Annotated in this window: 18 protein-coding genes; 9 read left to right on the top strand and 9 right to left on the bottom strand. The window is 40.5% G+C overall.

Annotated features, from left to right (window positions below; translation table 11 throughout):
- Positions 1–27: 27 nt before the first annotated feature.
- The 6 genes from cysG to rplU all read right to left on the bottom strand — a co-directional run bounded on the left by cysG (position 28) and on the right by rplU (position 5298).
- Positions 28–1401, bottom strand: coding sequence for a siroheme synthase CysG (gene cysG / locus HL290_RS13625; protein ID WP_056483244.1), 1374 nt, complete (start codon positions 1399–1401; stop codon positions 28–30).
- A gap of 67 nt (positions 1402–1468) precedes the next feature.
- Entirely contained in the window at positions 1469–2740 is a 1272-nt protein-coding gene (gene serS / locus HL290_RS13630; protein ID WP_198496749.1) for a serine--tRNA ligase, read from the bottom strand.
- Between the two features lie 118 nt (positions 2741–2858).
- A complete protein-coding gene (locus tag HL290_RS13635; RefSeq protein ID WP_198496750.1) occupies positions 2859–3659 on the bottom strand; it encodes an RsiV family protein in 801 nt (266 codons plus the stop codon).
- 115 nt (positions 3660–3774) lie between these two features.
- Complete coding sequence (gene lolA, locus HL290_RS13640) at positions 3775–4470, bottom strand: outer membrane lipoprotein chaperone LolA (protein WP_004789378.1); 696 nt, start codon at positions 4468–4470, stop codon at positions 3775–3777.
- A 240-nt stretch (positions 4471–4710) separates the two neighbouring features.
- The gene (gene rpmA, locus HL290_RS13645; RefSeq protein ID WP_003655414.1) at positions 4711–4968 is read right to left on the bottom strand and encodes a 50S ribosomal protein L27; all 258 of its coding nucleotides are present in this window, start codon (positions 4966–4968) and stop codon (positions 4711–4713) included.
- An 18-nt stretch (positions 4969–4986) separates the two neighbouring features.
- On the bottom strand, positions 4987–5298 hold the full coding sequence (gene rplU, locus HL290_RS13650) for a 50S ribosomal protein L21 (protein ID WP_004639133.1): 312 nt from the start codon (positions 5296–5298) through the stop codon (positions 4987–4989).
- 443 nt (positions 5299–5741) lie between these two features.
- On the opposite strand from rplU, the gene sdsA reads away from it, so the two are divergent.
- The 8 genes from sdsA (at position 5742) to HL290_RS13690 (ending at position 16420) form a co-directional block, all read left to right on the top strand.
- A complete protein-coding gene (gene sdsA / locus HL290_RS13655; protein WP_003655412.1) occupies positions 5742–6719 on the top strand; it encodes an All-trans-nonaprenyl-diphosphate synthase in 978 nt (325 codons plus the stop codon).
- A gap of 14 nt (positions 6720–6733) precedes the next feature.
- Positions 6734–8794 (top strand): site-specific recombinase, encoded by a 2061-nt coding sequence (locus HL290_RS13660; protein WP_198496751.1) that lies wholly within the window; start codon positions 6734–6736, stop codon positions 8792–8794.
- 183 nt (positions 8795–8977) lie between these two features.
- Complete coding sequence (locus tag HL290_RS13665; protein WP_198496752.1) at positions 8978–9604, top strand: phosphatase PAP2 family protein; 627 nt, start codon at positions 8978–8980, stop codon at positions 9602–9604.
- 23 nt (positions 9605–9627) lie between these two features.
- Complete coding sequence (gene adeI / locus HL290_RS13670; RefSeq protein ID WP_198496753.1) at positions 9628–10875, top strand: multidrug efflux RND transporter periplasmic adaptor subunit AdeI; 1248 nt, start codon at positions 9628–9630, stop codon at positions 10873–10875.
- A 12-nt stretch (positions 10876–10887) separates the two neighbouring features.
- Positions 10888–14064: a multidrug efflux RND transporter permease subunit AdeJ gene (adeJ, locus tag HL290_RS13675; RefSeq protein WP_005036454.1), complete on the top strand. Its 3177-nt coding sequence runs from the start codon at positions 10888–10890 to the stop codon at positions 14062–14064.
- Positions 14064–15518 (top strand): multidrug efflux RND transporter outer membrane channel subunit AdeK, encoded by a 1455-nt coding sequence (gene adeK / locus HL290_RS13680; protein ID WP_045435268.1) that lies wholly within the window; start codon positions 14064–14066, stop codon positions 15516–15518. Before adeJ ends, adeK begins: the two co-directional genes overlap by 1 nt.
- Positions 15519–15627: 109 nt before the next feature.
- The gene (locus HL290_RS13685; RefSeq protein ID WP_198496754.1) at positions 15628–15978 is read left to right on the top strand and encodes a YbjQ family protein; all 351 of its coding nucleotides are present in this window, start codon (positions 15628–15630) and stop codon (positions 15976–15978) included.
- A 7-nt stretch (positions 15979–15985) separates the two neighbouring features.
- The gene (locus tag HL290_RS13690) at positions 15986–16420 is read left to right on the top strand and encodes a YbjQ family protein (protein ID WP_151743353.1); all 435 of its coding nucleotides are present in this window, start codon (positions 15986–15988) and stop codon (positions 16418–16420) included.
- Here HL290_RS13690 and HL290_RS13695 read toward each other — a convergent pair.
- Genes HL290_RS13695 through HL290_RS13705 form a run of 3 tightly spaced genes read right to left on the bottom strand, consistent with a single transcriptional unit; the run spans position 16417 to position 18410 of the window.
- Positions 16417–16851, bottom strand: a complete 435-nt coding sequence (locus HL290_RS13695; protein ID WP_005049894.1) for a nuclear transport factor 2 family protein — start codon at positions 16849–16851, stop codon at positions 16417–16419. The genes HL290_RS13690 and HL290_RS13695 overlap by 4 nt on opposite strands.
- 53 nt (positions 16852–16904) lie before the next feature.
- Positions 16905–17711, bottom strand: coding sequence for an SDR family NAD(P)-dependent oxidoreductase (locus HL290_RS13700; protein ID WP_198496755.1), 807 nt, complete (start codon positions 17709–17711; stop codon positions 16905–16907).
- A 27-nt stretch (positions 17712–17738) separates the two neighbouring features.
- Positions 17739–18410, bottom strand: coding sequence for a hypothetical protein (locus HL290_RS13705; protein WP_198496756.1), 672 nt, complete (start codon positions 18408–18410; stop codon positions 17739–17741).
- A 196-nt stretch (positions 18411–18606) separates the two neighbouring features.
- On the opposite strand from HL290_RS13705, the gene HL290_RS13710 reads away from it, so the two are divergent.
- Positions 18607–21504, top strand: a complete 2898-nt coding sequence (locus HL290_RS13710; protein WP_198496757.1) for a valine--tRNA ligase — start codon at positions 18607–18609, stop codon at positions 21502–21504.
- Positions 21505–21549: the final 45 nt, after the last annotated feature.

The following is a 21549-nucleotide window of genomic DNA, read 5'->3' on the forward strand; positions in this document are numbered from 1 at the left end:
AATAATAAACAATAAATTCAGATGAACTTATTGCCATTTTAACTGTTCACGTAAACTCACTACTTCACCAATAATGGTTAAAGTCGGCGCTACGATATGATGTTCAGACACTTTAGTCGCAATATCGGCTAATGTTCCAACGATAACTTTCTGTTCTGGTGTGGTTCCTTTAGAGATTAAAGCAACTGGCATATCAGCACGTTGACCATGAGCAATAAGTTGCTCACAAATGCGCTCTAATCCAACCAATCCCATATATAAAACTAAAGTTTGATTTTCATAAACCAGTTCATTCCAAGGAAGTTCAGGTGAACCTTCCTTTAAATGCCCAGTTAAGAAACGTACACTTTGTGCATAGTCACGATGTGTTAGCGGAATACCCGCATAAGCGGAACAGCCTGATGCTGCCGTAATACCAGGTACTACTTGAAAAGTGACATTTGCTTCAACCAGCTCTTGAATCTCTTCACCACCACGCCCAAAGATAAACGGATCACCACCTTTCAAACGACAAACGCGTTTTCCCTGTTGAGCATATTCAACCAGTAAAGCATTAATACCGTCTTGTGGAACCGAGTGATTTGAACGGGCTTTACCGACATAAATCTTAGTCGCATCACGGCGACAAAGTTCTAAGATGGGTTCAGACACCAAACGATCATAAATCACAACGTCAGCTTGTTGCATCAGACGTAATGCTTTTAATGTCAGTAGCTCAGGGTCACCCGGCCCAGCACCTACCAAGTAAACCTCACCTTTAGGCGCGGTCCATTCTGTTAGAGCTTGCTGAATTAAATCATTTGCCACGTCCAGATTGTCATTAAAAACTTGTTCTTTTAATGGACTGGCATATAAGTTTTCCCAAAAGATTCGGCGCTCATCGGGGTTTGTAATCTTTTCTTTTACCTGCTTACGCCATTGACCTGAAAACTCAGCCAACTTACCCATACCATGTGGAACAATCGTTTCTATTTGAGTACGAAGTTGTCTAGATAAGACTGGCGATGCGCCATTTGAGGCAACAGAAATGATCAACGGAGAACGGTCAATAATGGCTGGAACCATAAAACGGCAGTGTGGAATATCATCTACACTATTAACCAGCAAATTACGCGCTTCACATTGTTCAAAAACGGCTTTATTCACTTGTGCATCATTAGTCGCAGCAATCACTAAGCGATAAGGCGTATTTAATATTTTTTCGACAAAGGACTCGGCAAAATACTGTCCATCTGTCGTTTTGACTAACTGTAAAAGCTGCTCTTCAATCGCAGGAGCAATAATATCAATTACTGCTCCTGCTTTTGCTAATAAGTTTGCTTTGCGCAACGCAATATGCCCACCACCCACAATCAGACAACGTTGCTCTTGCAACTTTAAAGAGATTGGAAAAATATCCACCTTAAACCTCTACATTAATCATCTGATTATGTTTAAGCAAAAACCGTGCACAATTTAGATGCAAAGCTTAATCAATAAATGTTAAACCACCCATATATGGGCGTAATACTTCTGGAACCTCGATAGAACCGTCTTCACGTTGGTAATTTTCCATTACAGCAAGCAAAGTACGTCCAACCGCAAGACCAGAACCATTTAAAGTATGCACCAATTCGATCTTCTTTTGATCCATTCTGTAGCGTGCTTTCATACGGCGTGCTTGAAAATCACCCATATTAGAGCAGCTTGAGATTTCACGGTAAGTATTTTGGCTTGGAACCCAAACTTCTAGGTCGTAAGTTTTAGTCGCACCAAAACCCATATCACCACCACAGAGCAAAATTTTGCGGTATGGCAAACCAAGTGCCTGTAAAATGCCCTCAGCATGTGCAGTGAGTTCTTCAAGTGCTTGCATAGAGGTTTCAGGTTTAACGATTTGCACCATTTCAACCTTGTCAAACTGGTGCTGGCGAATCAAACCACGTGTATCGCGGCCATAAGAACCCGCTTCACTACGGAAACAAGGCGTATGTGCAGCGTATTTTAGTGGCAAGCGCTCGGTATCAATAATCTCATCACGAACGAAGTTAGTAACAGGAACTTCTGCTGTAGGGATGAGATAATATTCTTTTTCACCTTGAAGTTTAAATAAATCTTCTTCAAATTTTGGTAACTGACCCGTACCACGCAGTGAATCAGCATTTACCAAATAAGGCACATAAGCTTCTGTATAACCATTTTTTAACGTATGGGTATCAAGCATGAACTGTGTTAATGCACGTTGTAAGCGCGCTAAAGAACCTTTCAATACGCTAAAACGTGAACCAGTCAATTTAGTAGCTGTTTCGAACTCTAAACCGCCCATCCACTCACCTAAATCAGTATGATCTTTGATTTCAAAATCAAACTGACGAGGCGTGCCCCATTTTGAGATTTCAACGTTATCATCTTCATTTTTACCAGCAGGAACAGATTCATCTGGTAAGTTAGGAATGCTAAACGCTTTTTGCTCAATCTCGTTTTGTAGCTCTGACAAAGCAACTTCAGCAGCTTTGATTTCATCACCAATGGCTTGCATACGCGCCATGATTTCAGAAGCATCGCCACCGGATTTTTTAATCTGACCCACTTGTTTTGCACCGGCATTACGTTCTGCCTGCAATTTTTCAGTTTTTGATTGCAAGTCTTTACGGCGAGTTTCTAAAGAAGCCCATTCTTGAACATCTAATTGAACACCACGTTTTGCCAAAGCCGCATTAACGGCTTCAATATTATTTCTGAGTAACTTAGGGTCGATCATAATCAATCATAATATGGGTAAAAAACTGGCTATAGTGTAAGGCCTTCACACTAAAAAATATAGTGATCATCTTCATAACGAATAGCTTTCACACAATTGTTAGAATAGATCACCTATTTTACAAGTTATAGTTTGGCACACTTGGCAAATACTCAGGTTTAATGAACTTAGCTGCCTCAGAATATGGCAATGTTAATTCAGACATTCCTTCAGCATAAGAAGCCAGCTCATAAATTGGATAGACAAAAACAATCCCATTTGCGCCATAGTAGAAATTATCACTTAATTGCAGTTTTTCACGGCTGATATTGTGCTCTTGAAGCCAATTGGTATTCGCATCAAAAAGTGCATCAACTAACTGTTTTTCAACATCTGGCTGAACAAGTTCGGCAACAGTAATGTGCTTTTTATTTAATAAATCAAAAGTCACAAATTCTTGGTGAGACATACCATGTGCTGCACCAGCAGAATATGAATAGGTCTGTAACGCAAAAGTTGCAAGGTTATAATTTTGCCCCAAATAGCGGACATAAATTGCACTTTGACTCGAACGAGGCTCACCTTCAGGTACATCGACTGGCTGATCAGCTAAATTTGCAAAAGCATTCGGATCTGCTTTCTTTATACGATTGGTAAAGTAATCATTAATCCACTTCTGATTGGTTTGTACTGTTTGAAAGTCATACTCAGTACACCCATCTTCTAAACAAACTTTTGATTTCGGCAATTTTACTGGGATTACTTTTGCCTGAATTACAGGCACGCCAACCTCTTTTGTCTCTTTAACTTTTGCAGTCGAAGCGGCTTGTTCCTCTTTAGCTGCCGACTTTGGTTGGCAACCACTCACAATTGCCATTGCAGCCATTAATGGAAGAATACAAATAATTTTTTTATCGTAAAGTCGCATAATAATCCCCATGAATTTACCTCTATCACTATACAAAGCGTAAGAATAAGACGGGGTTAAAAAATGTATCTATCTCTCTAATATAAAAAAAGCTACCGTGAAAGGTAGCTTTTTTGAGAAGAACTAATTATTGGTCAATAACATCTGTGCCTTTTGGTGGCGTAAAGTTAAAGACAGATGCTGGAATTGAAGCATTTACTTTCACGTTTTTGAAACGAACATAGGTAGTTTGACCTAGTGAATCTTGTAACACCATAAGCGTAGGCGCTTTATTTGCTCCAAAACTAATCGTTAAGCTTTGGAAAGCACCATCTTCTTTTTTAGGGAATAATGTGAAATAGAGTTTTGATTTATCTGGCTGTGTTACACGATAAGACTTCATGATTTGATTGGTGTTACCAGAGAGTAATAACGCTGGCGTATCTGCAACCTGATCATCTAAGCTTTGACGTACAGCTTGTTGTAAATCGGGGTCGTAAATCCAAACTGTTTTTCCACTCGTTACAATCGTTTGTTTAGCAGGACTCACCGTTTCCCAATAAAATTTCCCAGGACGTTCAACTTTCATTGAGCCTTTAAATGTCTGGTTCATATGCTGTGCACTTAAACTCTTTTTCTGTGCCACAGTTTTTGTATTGGCTTTAGTTGTTTGTTCAAAATCGGCAGTCAAACGCTGTAATCCTGATAACTGATTAACCAGGTTCCCAATTGCCTGTTGCTCCGGTGCTGCTACAGGCGCAGCAAACACTGTAGTACTCATTACAGGAGCAAGCACTGACGCGCTGAGTGTAATAGCACACATAGTTTTACGAAGCATATTCATGTCATCACCTTTTTAGTTGCTGTAAGACAACTTGCCATCTTTCAAAGTTATGAAACTTAGCAAGCTCTTAATTCAAGACTCATATTAACCGACAAACTCTGTGCTAATCATTGAGAAAATAAGATATTTTGTTATGTTATTCATGTTGTTTGTAGAATTTCATTCATCATGATGAAGATAAACCAGATTAGATTCCATAAAAAAAGCCCACAAAATGTGGGCTTTTTTTGAAGCTAAAACTTAAACAGTTTCAACTTTTACGTAGCGACGGCCAAATTGACCTTTCACTTCGAATTTTACTACGCCGTCAGCAGTAGCAAATAAAGTATGGTCACGGCCCATACCAACATTTGCACCAGCGTGGAACTCAGTACCACGTTGACGAACGATGATGTTACCAGCAGTTACAGCTTGACCGCCGTAAATTTTAACACCTAACATTTTTGGGTTTGAATCACGACCGTTCTTCGTCGATCCACCGGCTTTTTTAGTTGCCATGTCTCTTACTCCTCGTGATTAGCCTGAAATACCAGTAATTTTCAACTCAGTGAACCATTGACGGTGACCTTGTTGTTTACGGTAATGTTTACGACGACGCATTTTGATAATGCGGATTTTGTCGTGACGACCATGACCAACCACTTCTGCAGTTACTTTAGCGCCAGCTACAACTGGAGCACCGATTTGAATGCTGTCACCGTTTACAACCATTAATACATCATCAAATGTAATAGTCGCGCCAGATTCAGCTTTCAATAATTCAACTTTAAGGGTTTCACCCTCAACTACACGGTGCTGTTTACCACCGCTTTGGATTACTGCGTACATAATGTACTCCAATTAGCCCGTGTCGTCGTGCCGATAAGGGATATATCGATCTTAAAACGTTCGCCACTGGGGTTATATAAGGCGACAGATTTTAAGTGAAATTTGATCAAACGACAAGTATTTTCTGTTTATCAGTAAAGCCTATTGCCCTATTTTTACAAAATCAACAAACAGCTTAGATTGGAATTTAGCAGTTTTCATTGATTCTGAATGAAAATTAAAATACAGTTCCAGACACAAATTGCGACAAGAACAAGTTGTATTAATGCTGATGTCATTAAATTTATTGTTTTGCCGGAAATATCATGTTTTGCTTAAATAAAGAACAAAGAACGCATAAAGACAATAGAAATGATTAATATCAGCCACTTGTTAACCTGTGCAACACACCTTTACTTGATACACTAACGCCACTTATCTACCAATACGGGGTTTTTCTTCATATGGTCATCGATTTCAAGCAAGACATTCTTGCGCCTGTTGCCTCAGACTTTGCTGCGATGGATCACTTGATTAATGAAGGAATTAGCTCAAAAGTCGGTTTAGTCATGTCTGTCAGCAAACATGTTGTTGAGGCTGGCGGAAAACGTATGCGCCCAATCATGTGCTTACTCGCTGCTCGCGCATGTGGCCTAGATAACATGGCAAACGCACAGCGTCTGGCTGCAATCATTGAAATGTTGCATACCGCGACATTAGTCCATGATGATGTGGTAGATGAATCTGGGCTTCGTCGTGGTCGACCTACAGCAAATGCGACATGGAACAATCAGACAGCCGTATTAGTCGGTGACTTCCTCATTGCACGTGCTTTCGATTTACTGGTCGATTTAAACAACATGACTTTATTGAAAGACTTTTCAACAGGTACATGTGAAATTGCGGAAGGTGAAGTATTACAACTTCAATCGCAACATCAACCAGATACAACAGAAGAAACTTATTTAAAAATTATTCACGGTAAAACTTCTCGTCTGTTTGAACTGGCTACAGAAGGCGCTGCTATTTTGGCAGGACAAGAAGCGTATCGTGAACCTTTGAGATTATTTGCCGGTCATTTTGGTAATGCATTCCAAATTATTGATGATATTTTAGACTACACTTCAGATGCTGAAACATTAGGTAAAAATATTGGTGATGATTTAATGGAAGGTAAGCCAACTTTACCGTTAATTTCTGCATTAGCACACTCAACAGGAGATGAGCATGCGATTATTCGTCGCAGTATCGCAACTGGTGGAGTGGACCAATTATCTCAAGTTATAGAAATTGTACAGAAGTCTGGTGCTTTAGATTATTGTCACCAACGTGCCCAAGAAGAAACAGAAGCAGCACTGCAAGCTTTATCAAACCTACCCGATACACCATATCGTCAGGCTTTGATTAACTTAACTCAGCTTGCGTTACATCGAATACAATAGATATTATTTTGCCTATGCATATAAATTTTTCAGATCATTTTTTAAAAATACAGAAACAGCTTGAGGATACTCAAGCTGTCATTGACGAAAATCCAATCATTGAATTAGTCAATGCCATTCGTCCATCCGATCCTCATGATACGGATGAGATAAAGCAAAAAATACAGGCTTTAATTGAAAGCCTATTACGCACACCTACAGCACCGCTTCTGCTACAAACTTTTTTATTACGTCTAATTAATCGCTATAAACAAGTCAGCTTATATGCCGATAGCGGAATTTTGTCTTTAGATGGTTTCTGGAACCAGCTTGGACAAAGACTCGGAGCACATTTTTTACCGTTAATCGAAGATGCAAGCCAACTCAAAATATTAATTGGTCGAATTTTTTATTTAGAAAGTGACAAAATCTGGCTCAATAATATTGATGATGAAGATTGGGCAAATTTATTCAGTCTTATTGGACAAAGCCAAAGTAATGTAGACGAAAAGCTTGTCATTCAAAGTGAAATGATTAAAGCAATTACCGTCTTAACTTATCGAATTAGTGGAATTGGCCTTTACCCTGAATTTATTAATGCTCAACCGGAATTAACTGAATATGAATCACCATTTTTAGTTCAGAACCGTGAAATTATTGAGTTTATTGAAAAGTACAAAAAACAAGAACTTTCTGAACATGAAATTGCAGTTATTTCTCCTCCCGATGCATCGCAAGCATTTGTTATGCTGGAACAATGTCGGGATGTGGTTTTAAAGATTCGCCGTGCCACCAAAAGAATTGGTGTCAGCTTAAGTTTGACTTATTTATTGTCGTTACTTGAGCAGTGCCTCGACCGAATTGAATTACTGCTTTATTTGGTTGTAGATAACAGTAAAGGAAAATATGTCTCTTTAGGACATCTTATTTCCGATTTAACCAAGGCGCACTACAGTGAAAAAAGTGTTCGCTCTTTATTAAGTACGACAAGTGAACTCATTGCCTTTCAAGTGACTGAAAATGCTAGCCGAACAGGCGAACATTATGTAAGTACCGATACAAAAGGTTTCTGGGGCATGTATAAAGCTGCCGCTGGAGCGGGTGTCATTATTGCCTGTATGGCATCTTTAAAAATTCTTGCAGCAAGAATGACCATGGCTCCGCTTATGCAAGCCTTTACTTTCAGTATGAATTATTCTCTAGGGTTCATTCTGATTCATGTTCTTCATTTCACAGTTGCAACCAAACAACCCGCAATGACTGCTGCTGCCCTTGCTGCAACGGTACAACAGCGCAAAGGCTCTAAAACAGCTCAAATTGCAGAGTTAGCAGCTCTTATTATTAATATTATTCGAACACAATTCATTGCTATTTTAGGCAATATTTCAATTGCGATTCCTACTGCCGCGCTCATTACTTTTGCTTGGCAGTTCTATCTTGATGAGCCTTTATTAACTCATACTAAAGCAACTTATTTGTTGCACAGCCTAAATCCCTTCACCTCTTTGGCAGTTCCACATGCAGCCATAGCCGGAGTTTGCTTATTTTTGTCAGGCCTTATTGCGGGATACTTCGACAATATGGCTGTTTACCGGAAAGTCGGTCCACGCCTTAGAGCACATCGCCGTTTAGCAAACTGGTTAGGGCAAGATCGCCTTAACCGTTTTGCTGAATATATTGAGCGTAATTTAGGAGCTTTAGCTGGTAACTTCTTATTCGGGATTATGTTAGGAAGTATGGGCACCATAGGTTTTATTCTAGGTTTACCTTTGGATATTCGCCATATTGCCTTTGCCTCGGCTAACTTTATTCAAGGTTTAATGACAATTAACGGCAGCCCAGATATCGGACTGATTATCGTGTCCTTTTTAGGCGTGTTATGTATTGGTCTCACTAACTTATTCGTTAGTTTCACCTTAACCATTATTGTGGCACTACGGGCACGTCGAGTTCGCTTTGAACAATGGAAACCTTTAGCTAAACTGGTAATGACCCATTTTCTGACTCGCCCAAGCGATTTTTTCTGGCCACCAAAACAACCTCTAGAACTTGAAGAAAATACGACAACAAATAGTGGAAAAAAGGTAGAGCATTAACAATATTGCTTTGTACACAAAATGTGAATTCCGTCAATTTTGTTGTGATTGTTTTTCCAAATGTTAAAAAATTTTCAAAATGAATTTACGATGATCTATCAGGCTTGAAAAAAAGTGTACTGGCAAGTACACTTTTAACGGCTTTCAGTAGTGGACACTGCTTGAATAAGCAAAGGTATATACATGCCCTATATGTTGCTTTTTATTGGTTGTATTTTTTTTGGATTAGGTGTGCTTGGTCTTTTTGTACCAAGACTTCAATCTATGGATCTCCTGAGCGTTCAAATATTAAGTGGACACCGATCAGATTATCTTAACTTTATTACGATCTTTCTGGCACGTGTAGGTGGTATGCCTTTTGTATGTTTTTTATCCTTTCTGGTATGTATATATCAAGCATGGTATAAAAAATATATTACTGTTATTTTCATTAGCGTGGGAGTTATTGGCAGTATCACCATGGGTTGGCTGCTCAAGTGGTGTGTTGACCGCCCAAGACCCCCACAGGTATATCATATTGTCGAAAGTTACGGTGCATCGTTCCCAAGTGCACACAGTGTTTATGCATCAACACTGGCCTGTCTGGCAATGATAATGTTATGCCATAAGCCCAACACTAACTCTCCTTCTATCATTTTGATCTCCTGTCTTTGGTTTATCTGTATGGGGCTTTCAAGAATATATGCTGGAGTTCATTTTCCAACAGATGTACTCGCCGGTTGGGGCATAGGTTTTATTTGGATTGCACTGCTTTGGCTCTGGTTATTACAAACACAAAGTAGGTTAAGTAAAAAACAAATATATTTTTAGATTTTATCTAACGAGGTGGAACAATGATGTCGGCTAAGCTTTGGGCTCCTGCCCTTACTGCTTGCGCATTAGCAACAAGTATCGCACTTGTTGGTTGTGGCAAAGGCTCCGATGAGAAACAGCAAGCTGCTGCTGCTCAGAAAATGCCGCCTGCTGAAGTAGGTGTTATTGTTGCTCAACCACAAAGTGTTGAACAAAGCGTTGAACTTTCTGGTCGTACTTCAGCATATCAAATTTCTGAAGTTCGCCCTCAAACAAGTGGCGTAATTTTAAAACGCTTGTTTGCTGAAGGAAGTTATGTTCGTGAAGGTCAGGCTCTTTATCAACTTGATTCTCGAACTAACCATGCAACGCTCGAAAATGCAAAAGCATCACTTTTACAACAACAGGCAAATCTAGCTTCCCTACGTACTAAGTTAAACCGTTATAAGCAACTTGTTTCGAGTAACGCTGTATCTAGACAAGAATATGACGACTTACTTGGTCAGGTTAATGTTGCAGAAGCACAAGTTTCTGCTGCAAAAGCTCAAGTAACGAATGCAAATGTAGATCTTGGTTATTCTACAATTCGCTCACCAATTTCTGGTCAGTCTGGACGTTCTTCTGTAACAGCTGGTGCTTTAGTCACTGCAAACCAAACTGATCCTTTAGTGACGATTCAACAGTTAGATCCAATCTATGTTGATATTAACCAGTCTAGCGCCGAGTTATTACGTTTACGTCAACAATTGAGTAAAGGTAGTTTAGACAATAGTAACAACACGAAAGTAAAATTGAAGCTCGAAGATGGTTCAACCTATCCAATCGAAGGACAACTTGCTTTCTCTGATGCTTCTGTAAATCAGGATACAGGAACGATTACTTTACGTGCCGTATTCTCGAACCCGAATCATCTGTTACTTCCAGGCATGTACACAACTGCGCAGATTGTTCAAGGTGTAGTTCCAAATGCTTATCTGATTCCTCAAGCTGCAATTACACGTTTACCGACAGGTCAAGCCATTGCAATGCTTGTTAATGCAAAAGGTGCTGTTGAGAGTCGTCCTGTTGAAACTTCTGGTGTTCAAGGACAAAACTGGATTGTGACCAATGGTCTCAAAGCTGGTGAGAAAGTGATTGTTGATGGTGTTGCCAAAGTTAAAGAAGGGCAAGAAGTGTCAGCAAAACCTTACCAAGCTCAACCAGCAACCCCTCAAGGTGCAGCTCCAAATGCGACAAAACCGGCTCAATCAGGTAAACCTCAAGCAGAACAGAAAGCATCTAATGCATAAGGGGTAGATTGAATGGCACAATTTTTTATTCATCGCCCCATTTTTGCGTGGGTGATTGCACTAGTCATTATGTTAGCGGGTATTCTCACGCTCACAAAAATGCCTATTGCACAGTATCCGACGATTGCACCACCGACAGTTACAATTGCTGCAACTTATCCTGGTGCATCGGCTGAGACTGTTGAAAACACCGTAACCCAGATCATTGAACAACAAATGAATGGTCTAGATGGTTTACGTTATATTTCATCTAACAGTGCGGGTAACGGTCAGGCCTCTATTCAATTAAACTTTGAACAAGGTATTGATCCAGATATTGCACAGGTTCAGGTTCAAAACAAACTGCAATCTGCAACTGCCCTTTTACCTGAAGATGTTCAACGTCAAGGTGTGACAGTTACCAAATCTGGTGCAAGCTTCTTGCAAGTTATTGCATTCTATTCACCAGACAATACCCTTTCAGACTCAGACATTAAAGATTACGTAAACTCGTCAATTAAAGAACCACTTAGCCGTGTTGCTGGTGTTGGTGAGGTACAAGTCTTTGGTGGTTCATACGCAATGCGTATCTGGCTCGACCCTGCAAAATTGACTAATTACCAGTTAACACCAAGTGATATTGCGACTGCTTTACAAGCGCAAAACTCACAAGTTGCTGTAGGTCAGTTAGGCGGAGCGCCAGCGGTACAAGGTCAAGTGCTTAACGCGACAGTGAATGCACAAAGCTTGTTGCAAACACCTGAGCAATTTAAAAATATCTTCTTAAAGAACACAGCATCAGGTGCTGAGGTTCGTTTAAAAGATGTTGCTCGTGTTGAGTTAGGTTCTGATAACTATCAGTTCGATTCGAAGTTTAATGGTAAACCTGCTGGTGGTCTTGCAATTAAAATTGCAACTGGTGCCAACGCACTTGATACCGCTGATGCTGTTGAACATCGTTTAACCGAATTACGTAAGAACTATCCAGCAGGCCTTGCAGATAAACTGGCTTATGACACTACTCCATTTATTCGTCTTTCAATTGAAAGTGTTGTACACACATTAATTGAAGCGGTAATTTTAGTATTCATTGTCATGTTCTTGTTCTTGCAGAACTGGCGTGCAACCATTATTCCTACACTTGCTGTACCTGTTGTTGTATTAGGTACATTTGCTGTCATCAATATCTTTGGTTTCTCAATTAACACCTTAACCATGTTCGCTATGGTATTGGCAATTGGTCTTCTGGTCGATGATGCCATTGTTGTAGTAGAAAACGTTGAACGTGTAATGAGTGAAGAGCATACCGATCCGGTCACGGCGACTTCACGATCAATGGAACAGATTTCTGGTGCATTAATTGGTATTACAAGCGTATTGACAGCGGTATTCGTACCAATGGCATTCTTTGGTGGTACGACTGGTGTAATTTACCGCCAATTCTCGATTACCCTTGTAACAGCAATGGTCTTATCGTTAATTGTGGCGTTAACCTTCACGCCAGCACTTTGTGCAACAATTTTAAAACAGCATGATCCTAATAAAGAACCAAGCAATAATATTTTTGCTCGTTTCTTCAGAGGATTTAACAACGGTTTTGACCGCATGTCGCATAGCTACCAAAATGGTGTTAGCCGCATGCTTAAAGGCAAAATCTTCTCTGGCGTACTTTACGCTTTAGTGATTGGCCTATTGGTGTTCTTGTTCCAAAAACTCCCATCTTCATTCTTACCAGAAGAAGATCAGGGCGTGGTCATGACACTTGTACAATTACCACCGAATGCAACGCTTGATCGTACGAATAAAGTTGTTGATACCATGACAAACTTCTTCATGAATGAAAAAGATACAGTGGAATCTATTTTCACCGTTTCAGGTTTCTCATTCACGGGTGTTGGTCAAAATGCTGGTATTGGCTTCGTTAAATTGAAAGACTGGAGTGAACGTACTTCACCAGAATCTCAAATTGGTGCGTTAATTCAGCGCGGTATGGCATTAAACATGATCGTCAAAGACGCATCTTACATCATGCCATTACAGCTTCCAGCAATGCCTGAACTAGGTGTAACTGCTGGTTTTAACTTGCAGCTTAAAGATTCAAGTGGTCAAGGCCATGAGAAACTGATTGCCGCACGTAACACAATTTTAGGTTTGGCTTCACAAGATAAGCGTCTTGTAGGGGTACGTCCTAATGGTCAAGAAGATACACCTCAGTATCAAATTAATGTAGATCAGGCTCAAGCTGGTGCTATGGGCGTTAGCATTGCTGACATTAACAACACTATGCGTATTGCATGGGGTGGCTCATACATTAACGACTTCGTTGACCGCGGTCGTGTGAAAAAAGTTTATGTTCAAGGTGATTCGGGTAGCCGTATGATGCCTGAAGACTTAAACAAGTGGTATGTACGTAATAGTAAAGGCGAAATGGTACCGTTCTCTGCATTTGCTACAGGCGAATGGACATATGGTTCTCCTCGTCTTGAACGTTATAACGGCGTGTCATCGGTTAACATTCAAGGTACACCTGCACCTGGCGTAAGTTCTGGTGATTCCATGAAAGCCATGGAAGAAATTATTGCTAAGTTACCATCTATGGGCTTACAAGGTTTCGACTATGAATGGACAGGTTTATCACTTGAAGAACGTGAGTCTGGTGCTCAAGCTCCATTCCTTTATGCTCTTTCATTGTTAATCGTTTTCCTTTGCTTAGCTGCATTATATGAAAGCTGGTCTATTCCGTTCTCGGTTTTACTTGTAGTACCACTTGGTATTATTGGTGCAATCGTATTGACTTACTTGGGTATGATTATTAAAGGAGATCCAAATCTCTCAAATAACATTTACTTCCAGGTAGCGATGATCGCGGTAATTGGTCTTTCTGCAAAAAATGCGATCTTGATTGTTGAGTTCGCAAAAGAGTTGCAGGAAAAAGGCGAAGACCTACTTGATGCAACTTTACATGCTTCAAAAATGCGTTTACGTCCAATTATTATGACCACCCTTGCCTTCGGTTTTGGTGTACTTCCACTTGCCCTTTCAACAGGTGCTGGTGCAGGAAGTCAGCACTCAGTCGGCTTCGGTGTACTCGGTGGCGTACTCAGTGCAACGTTCTTAGGTATCTTCTTTATCCCTGTATTCTATGTGTGGATTCGTAGTATCTTTAAGTACAAACCAAAAACCATAAACACTCAGGAGCATAAATCGTGATGCAAAAAGTATGGTCTATTTCAGGTCGTAGCATTGCGGTATCTGCACTTGCGCTTGCTTTGGCAGCTTGTCAAAGCATGCGCGGCCCAGAACCAGTCGTGAAAACCGATATACCACAAAGCTATGGATATAACAGCGCTTCTGGTACGTCTATTGCAGAACAGGGTTATAAACAGTTCTTTTCTGACCCTCGTTTGCTCGAAGTGATTGATTTGGCTCTTGCCAACAACCGTGACTTACGTACAGCAACGCTCAATATTGAACGTGCTCAACAGCAATATCGAATTACTCAAAACAACCAGCTTCCAACCATCGGAGCAAGTGGTAGTGCAATTCGTCAGGTTTCTCAAAGCCGTGATCCGAATAACCCCTACTCTACCTATCAGGTGGGTTTGGGTGTAACCGCCTATGAGCTTGATTTTTGGGGCCGCGTTCGTAGCTTGAAAGATGCTGCATTAGATAGTTATCTTTCAACGCAAAGTGCACGTGATTCGACACAAATCAGTCTGATTAGTCAGGTTGCTCAAGCATGGTTGAACTATTCTTTTGCATCGGCGAATCTAAAGCTTGCAGAGCAAACGCTTAAAGCACAGCAAGACTCTTACAACCTCAACAAAAAACGTTTTGATGTGGGTATCGACAGTGAAGTTCCACTACGTCAGGCACAGATTTCTGTAGAAACTGCGCGTAACGATGTAGCGAACTACAAAACTCAGATGGCTCAAGCACAAAACTTGTTGAACTTGTTATCAGGTCAATCGATTCCGCAAAACTTGTTGCCAAACCAACCTGTAAAACGCATTACTCAACAGAATGTATATACAGCTGGTTTACCAAGCGACTTGCTTAACAACCGTCCAGATGTAAAAGCTGCCGAATATAACTTAAGCGCTGCTGGTGCGAATATTGGTGCTGCAAAAGCACGTTTATTCCCAACAATTAGCTTAACGGGTTCTGCAGGTTACGCATCGACTGACTTAAGTGATTTATTTAAGTCTGGTGGTTTTGCATGGTCAATTGGGCCAAGCCTAGACTTACCAATCTTTGACTGGGGCACACGTCGTGCGAATGTAAAAATTTCTGAAACCGATCAGAAAATCGCATTGTCTGATTATGAAAAATCAGTTCAGTCTGCATTCCGCGAAGTTAATGATGCGCTTGCCACTCGTGCCAATATTGGTGAACGTTTAACAGCTCAACAACGTCTAGTAGAAGCAACTAACCGCAACTACACATTATCAAATGCCCGCTTCCGTGCTGGTATTGATAGTTACTTAACTGTTCTTGATGCACAGCGTTCATCTTATTCAGCAGAACAAGGTTTATTGTTGCTTCAACAAGCTAACTTAAACAACCAAATCGAGTTATATAAAACTCTAGGTGGCGGTTTAAAAGCAAACTCTTCAGATACAGTGGTTAATCAACCATCAAGTGCTGAACTTAAAAAGCAATAAGTTTTAAATAACTTATCTATAAAAGCTCACTTCGGTGGGCTTTTTTATTGCATCTCATGTGAATATTTCTTATCTTGAAACCTTAAGAGATTTAGATTGATAAAAAATAATGTTACTGAGTAATTTAGAAAGTGTTCCAGGCCACCAGATTTTAAAACAGCTTGATGTTGTTTATGGAAGTACAGTCCGTAGTAAGCATGTTGGCCGTGACTTGATGGCGAGTTTAAAAAATATTGTGGGTGGTGAACTTACAGGTTATACCGAATTATTAGAAGAATCCCGCCAAGAAGCCATGCATCGTATGATTGCCAAAGCCCAGCAACTGGGTGCGAATGCAATTGTTGGTATTCGTTTTTCAACTTCAAATATTGCTCAAGGTGCTTCCGAACTATTTGTATATGGCACAGCAGTAGTCGTACAGCCTCAAGCACCCCATCTACCAGATCCATTTAGTGCATAGGTAGAAAATGGAAAATCTTATTTTTCAGCTTGTTATTTTTCTGATTCTTTTCAGTATTGGTTGGGGTTTTGGGCGCCATATTGAACGAAAACATTTGAATGAACTTCTAGAAAAAGAGCAACGACTGGCCCATATCCGAATTGATACGAATCGTTTTGCGACGAGTGATCAACTAGGCCACTTTATTAGCAGTAATGTTGTGATTTCTCACGATTACTTTAAATATGTATTGGCATCCATTAAGAATGTTTTGGGTGGTCGCCTCACCAGTTATGAAAGTGTGGTTGAGCGTGCTCGCCGTGAAGCAATTGTTCGTTTAAAACAACAAGCCCATACCGCAGGAGCTAACCATATTATGGGAGTTCGGCTGAGTACAACCGAACTAGGAATGCAGGGCGGAATGGTCGAAGTCTTTGCCTACGGTACAGCAGTAAAAGATTAATACTGCCCTACACTAGAAAAATGAATGCGTGGATTGCCAATATTTTTAGTTAAATGTTGGCAAATTCCGGTAATTTTCCAACTGCCCTGTTGTTTTGCCAAAGTAAAATAATAACGACCAAACGAATGAAAATAATCATTTTCTGAAAAACGATAAATTTGATAATTACATTCTAACCATGCCCGATCTTGTTCAATACGGATGATCGGATTACTTAAGTTATGTTGCAACCGAAGATGCGACAACGCCTGTTGCCGAGAACCTTTATATTCATGACAAGACACGACACATAAAGGCTCTCCCCTAAACTGGAAATAGTCCACCTCAAGTTGATCTGCCAATAACTCATCAAAAGCGTCCCAATTTTTCTGGTCAAAGACCAATTGAAAACGCGTAATGACTTCTAAAATACGGTGATAATCTTGATCCATGGTGAACCTTCTATGCGGGTTTTCCATCAATTTAGCACGGCAAAATCACTTTTTTATTTTACTTTTGTTTTCCGAATCATTTTATAGAGAAGTTTTGGCGACATCCGAGAAACCATAACCCCTAGTTTTTCTTTTGCTCCACCAACAACAATATATTCTTGGCCTTGCATTAATGCTTTTACAGATTGCTCTGCAAATACATCTGCCTCCAAACCATTCTCGATGGCTTCATCTTGATGACCTTGAGGTTGTCCAGCACCATTTAACGCATTAAAAGAAACATTAGTTTTTACAAAGCCCGGGAAAATAACTGAAACTTCAACACCTTGATCTGAGACCTCGGCACGTAAACTATTCGCCCACATATGAATTGCAGCTTTAGCAGCCGAATAACTTGCACGGTACTGCGTTCCTAATAAACCCGCCACACTCGACACAAATACAACTCGACCAGACTTTTGTTTTAGCATGGTCGGAAGCACAGCTTTGGTTAATGCCACTTGTGAGAAATAGTCGACTTCCATAATGGCGCGTTCAGTTGCCATCGTCGTATCTTCAATTAAAGCACGTTGGCTTAAGCCTGCATTATTAATAAGCCAGTCAATTCTGCCTTTCGCTTTTAAAATCTGCTCATAGGCTTCTTGTACCTGCTTTTCATCAGTAATATCTGCAACCACAGATAAATGTTGATCTGGATTTAACAAACCCACTCGAACTGCTTCTAATTCATCAAAACGACGAGATGTCAAAATCACCTCTGCACCTTGCAAAGCCAACTCCCCAGCCAAGGCCTTGCCTAAACCAGAAGATGCTCCCGTAATCCATACCACTTTATTTTGCAAAGTATCAAGTTTGGCCATGCTTTATGTTCCTATTATCTTTTTAAATTATGCAGCTTGATGCATGAAGGCCAAAAAGTGGTTGATATAATGAGTTGCTGTGGTCTGATCGACCTGTGTACCTAACTTTTCCAAACGTTTATAGCCTAAATGCGTCGTCATGTTGATCACCCCATTCAGGGTTTTATCGACAACTAAATTAAATTTTAAACGCTTTTTAGGTTCACGTACTAGGCTTGTTACGCCTAAATCTACAATTTGAATGAGGGTCTCAAAAGCAGCTGCCACACTCTGCATATTCCCATCACGAATTTGCTGAGTCAGACTTTCGGCTTGTTGCACGAGTTGAAGCGTAACCGGATAGGTAATATAAACTTGCTGTCCCTGCTCTTTCATCAGAGATGTCATGTAATCGACTAAAGGTAAAAGACGTTCATTTCCAAAGAATGAAACTGACCAAGGCATGTATTTTCGAAAAGTCTCTAAAACTTGCTGAATCACTTTTTCAGACTCAGCTTGCTGTTTTGGAGACATAGTTGTATTCCCTGACTGTAAAAGTACAGAAAAAACCTGCTCAATAATTTCACAAGAAAGGTCAGACAATACATCCCCTAAAGGTTTTGCCTGACTTTGGCTTACCCCATCATGCAGTTTCTGCCGAATGGTCTCGAATTGGGTATAAGTTGAATCGGAAATTTTCAAAAAAACTTCATAACTCATGAGCAACATCCTTTTTCAATTCTTTTGTAATTTTTCTGCCGTGTGTCTACACGATTAAATTGTGATCCATCTTTCATAAATCTACCGTTTTTTGAAAAAAATACAAAACCGTTTATCTGTTTTCAGCACATTAATTTCGAGGCATTTTTTTGCTACAATAGGTGCAATTTTTTATGCATATTCGATCTAAGCTACTATGACTGACGCTCAAACCGCTCAAAATATTGCGACCACATACGATCCAACCGAGATCGAAAAGAAGTGGTACCAAACGTGGGAAGAACAAGGTTACTTCAAACCTTCTGGTCACGGTGAATCATTCTGTATCATGATTCCGCCACCAAACGTCACTGGTAGTTTGCACATGGGCCATGGCTTTAACAATGCCATTATGGATGCCCTCACCCGTTATAACCGTATGATGGGTAAAAACACCTTGTGGCAACCAGGTACTGACCATGCGGGTATTGCAACTCAAATGGTTGTTGAGCGTCAACTTGGCTTACAAGGTGTGACTCGTCATGACTTGGGCCGTGATAAGTTCATCGAAAAAGTTTGGGAATGGAAAGAACAATCTGGCGGCACGATTACTAAACAAATTCGTCGCTTAGGTTCATCTGTAGACTGGTCACGTGAACGCTTCACGATGGATGAAGGTTTATCAAACGCAGTTAAAGAAGTATTCGTTCGTTTACACGAAGACGGTTTAATTTACCGTGGTAAGCGCCTTGTAAACTGGGACCCTAAACTTCAAACTGCTCTTTCTGACCTTGAAGTTGAAAGCAAAGAAGAAAAAGGCTCACTTTGGCACTTTAAATATTTCTTTGAAGACAAATCAGTTAAAACTCAAGATGGCAAAGACTATTTAGTCGTTGCAACAACTCGTCCTGAAACGTTACTGGGCGATACTGCGGTTGCTGTTCATCCTGAAGATGAGCGTTATGCACACCTTGTTGGTAAAAATATTGTATTGCCAATTACTGGTCGTTTAATTCCGATCGTTGCTGACGACTACGTTGAAAAAGACTTTGGTACTGGCTGTGTAAAAATCACGCCTGCTCATGACTTTAACGACTATGACCTAGGTAAACGCAATAGTTTGCCAATCATTAATATCTTCAACAAAAATGCCGAAGTTTTAGGTGAGTTCGAATATATTGCCAAAGCTGGTGAACAAATTTCTAAAACCATTACTGCACCTGCGGAATACGCTGGTTTAGAACGCTTTGCAGCACGTAAAAAATTAGTTGCTCAAGCTGAAGCTGAAGGCTGGTTAGATCAAATCCAACCGTATGACTTGAAAGCTCCACGTGGCGACCGTTCAGGCGTAATCATTGAGCCATTATTAACTGACCAATGGTATGTAAAAATTGCACCTCTTGCTGAGCCTGCAATTGAAGCAGTTCAAGATGGCCGTATTAAGTTTGTTCCAGAGCAGTACAGCAACATGTACATGGCGTGGATGCGTGACATTCAAGACTGGTGTATTTCACGTCAGCTTTGGTGGGGTCACCGTATTCCAGCTTGGTACGATGCGAATGGCAACATCTATGTGGGTCGTAACGAAGAAGAAGTTCGTGAGAAAAACAACATCGCTGCTGACGTTGAACTTAAACAAGACGAAGACGTTCTTGATACATGGTTCTCTTCTGCGCTTTGGACATTCTCAACTTTAGGTTGGACTGGCGATGCGAAGCAAGATGAAGTAAATGATTTCTTAAAAACTTTCCACCCAACAGATGTGTTGGTGACTGGTTTTGACATCATTTTCTTCTGGGTTGCCCGTATGATCATGATGACCCTACACTTCATGAAAAATGAAGATGGTTCATCTCAAGTACCATTCAAGACTGTTTACGTTCACGGCTTGGTACGTGATGGTGAAGGTCAAAAAATGTCGAAGTCTAAAGGTAACGTACTTGACCCATTAGATTTGATTGACGGTATTGATTTAGAAAGCTTAGTTGCAAAACGTACGACTGGCTTGATGAACCCGAAAGATGCGGCGAAGATTGAAAAATCAACGCGCAAAGAGTTCCCTGAAGGTATTAATGCTTACGGTACTGACGCAGTTCGTTTCACGTTCTGTGCCCTTGCAAACACTGGTCGTGACATCAAGTTCGATTTAAAACGTGTTGAAGGCTACCGTAACTTCTGTAACAAAATCTGGAACGCGACTCGTTTCGTTCTGATGAATGTTGAAGGTCAAACTGTTGGTCAAGAAGCTCGTCCTGATCTATGGGAGCTTCCAGAACAATGGATTATGAGCCGTCTGCAAAAAGCAGAAGCTGCTGTACACCAAGCGTTTGCAACGTATCGTTTAGACCTTGCTGCACAAGCGATTTACGACTTTATTTGGAATGAATACTGTGACTGGTATGTTGAGTTAACTAAACCAGTTCTGAACGATGCAGAAGTTGCAGAAGAGCGTAAAGCTGAAGTACGCCGTGTATTGCTTGCAGTGATGGAAGCTTCTTTACGTTTAGCTCATCCATTAATGCCGTATTTGACAGAAGAAATTTGGCAGACTCTTGCACCAATGCTTGGTCAAGGCGGCCCAACGATTATGACTGCTCAATACCCTATTCCTGAGCAAGCAAAAATCAACGAACAAGCTGAAGCAGATATGCAATGGCTTCAAGGCTTGATTGGTGCGGTACGTAACATTCGTGGTGAGTTAGGCTTAGGTAATGCACGCTTGTTGCCAGTATTACTTCAAAACACATCTGACGCTGAACGTGAACAAATCATTCGTATTGAAGCGTTGTTCAAAGCATTGGCTAAAGTTGAAAGCATTGAATTCTTGAATAAAGACCAAGAACCGCCTTTGTCTTGCTCTAGCGTTGTAAGCCATGCATCGGTATTTGTACCAATGAAAGGCTTAATTGACCCTAAAGCTGAGCTTGCTCGTTTGCAAAAAGACTTGGATAAAATCCAAAAGCAACACGATCAAATTGCGGGCAAACTTGCAAACGAAGGCTTTGTATCTAAAGCACCAGCAGCGGTTGTTGAAGGTGAAAAAGCGAAGCTTGCTGAGTTTGCTGCTCAGTTAGAGAAAGTTAAAGCGAATATGGAGCAAATTGCTGCGCTTTAATATAGTGGTTTGATAAACCTCCCTTATGTCAAATTCATAGGGGAG

The organism is Acinetobacter sp. AC1-2, assembly GCF_016124155.1.
GTDB lineage: Bacteria > Pseudomonadota > Gammaproteobacteria > Pseudomonadales > Moraxellaceae > Acinetobacter > Acinetobacter calcoaceticus.